Origin of the sequence: Mesorhizobium sp. M7A.T.Ca.US.000.02.2.1, from assembly GCF_003996995.1 — a bacterium.
GTDB lineage: Bacteria > Pseudomonadota > Alphaproteobacteria > Rhizobiales > Rhizobiaceae > Mesorhizobium.
In genome coordinates this window covers 1-1,299 of sequence record NZ_RZTT01000766.1, presented here as the reverse complement: position 1 = coordinate 1,299, position 1,299 = coordinate 1, and the positions used below count along the sequence as shown (strand labels likewise).

3 protein-coding genes are annotated in these 1,299 nt (G+C 65.4%); 2 read left to right on the top strand and 1 reads right to left on the bottom strand.

What is annotated here, in order from left to right:
* Positions 1-127 (top strand): hypothetical protein (locus tag EOD15_RS37415; protein WP_348629448.1); only part of this gene is annotated, 127 nt, incomplete at its 5' end.
* Here EOD15_RS37415 and EOD15_RS34440 read toward each other — a convergent pair.
* Positions 114-848: a gamma-glutamylcyclotransferase gene (locus EOD15_RS34440; protein ID WP_127322398.1), complete on the bottom strand. Its 735-nt coding sequence runs from the start codon at positions 846-848 to the stop codon at positions 114-116. The genes EOD15_RS37415 and EOD15_RS34440 overlap by 14 nt on opposite strands.
* A 157-nt stretch (positions 849-1,005) precedes the next feature.
* Here EOD15_RS34440 and EOD15_RS34435 point away from each other — a divergent pair.
* The coding region (locus EOD15_RS34435) for a DUF2270 domain-containing protein (protein WP_127409309.1) at positions 1,006-1,299 on the top strand (294 nt) is incomplete at its 3' end.

The following is a 1,299-nucleotide window of genomic DNA, read 5'->3' as shown; positions in this document are numbered from 1 at the left end:
GTGGCAGGACGGGCTCTACAGGCCCGAGCCGCCGGCCACCGCCGAGACACGCCTGACCGCCATTCCTTATTTCGCCTGGGACAACCGCGAGCCCGGCGAGATGCTGGTATGGCTCAGGGACGGGTGAGTTGTGATGTTAGCCCGATCTCTTCGGCCACCAGTTCCTGCAGCCGCCACAAATTGCGGTCGCGGATGCCGCAGGCTTCGAGGTGGCGGATCGTCTCGAAAAGATATTGCGCGCCCGAGCCCCAATGACCAACGGCTGTCACCAGCGTCGCCGCGATCGCCTGCTTGTCGAGGTTGCCGGCATAACGCGGATTGGCGGGATCGACGACGAAGCCAAGCGCGCGACATGGGCCGCCTTCGGTCCTGACCTGCAGCCAGCGCGGCACGTTGACGGCGGGCAGGATGGTCATTTCGCGGCGCAGGAGCGCTTCGAGGTTAGCCGCCACCGGTTCCGCGATCTCGAACACCATGCCCTGGCACTGGCCGCCGCGATCGAGCGCCATCATCAGGCCGGGCTGCTCGACCGTGCCGCGAAAACGCTGCACCGTGAAGCAGAACGAACGATGCCAGCCGCTGGCCACCGCGCGTTCTCCGCCCCTCACCTCGCCGGCGGGCTTCCACAACAGCGAGCCATAGGCAAATAGTTTCAGCGGCCCGGCCGGAGCGCCGGCCAGCACCTCGTCGCGGATGCGCGCATAGTCGGCATCGGTCATGTGAACCATGCCCGGCGTCGGCCCGGCATCCTCGACAGCACGCATGGTGCGCGCGACCAACGCCTCGGTCAGCGCCATCGGCGTGTTGCGCGGGACCCTCGATGATGCGGTGGAAATGGCCTTGCTCATCTTCGCGCTCCCAGTCCTACCGCCATGTTGCTGAAGGCTGAAGGATTCTCAAGGGCCGTGCAGCCGAGATAGATCACGAGTGGCCGATGCCGCTCTGCGTGACGCGTCTTGGAACGATGTTGCCGGCAAACTGTTCTGTTCCTTGCCGGAGGATGCCATGAACGACGCGTCGGCAAAGCCCGTTGGTCCCGTCCTTTCATCGGCGGAGCGCGTCAACACGCTATCCCATTTCCATCGCGCCGAGATCGCTCGCATGGCGGGATGGCGCGACCGGCTCGACCTGACGACCAACTGGGCAATCACGGTGGTGGCGGCGCTGCTTTCGGTATCACTCTCGACGGCCAGTGCGCATCACGGCGTGCTGCTGTTCGCCATGCTGCTGATCCTGCTGCTGCTGTGGATCGAGGCGCGCCGCTATCGGTTCTTCGATTTCTATCGGGCGCGCGTACGC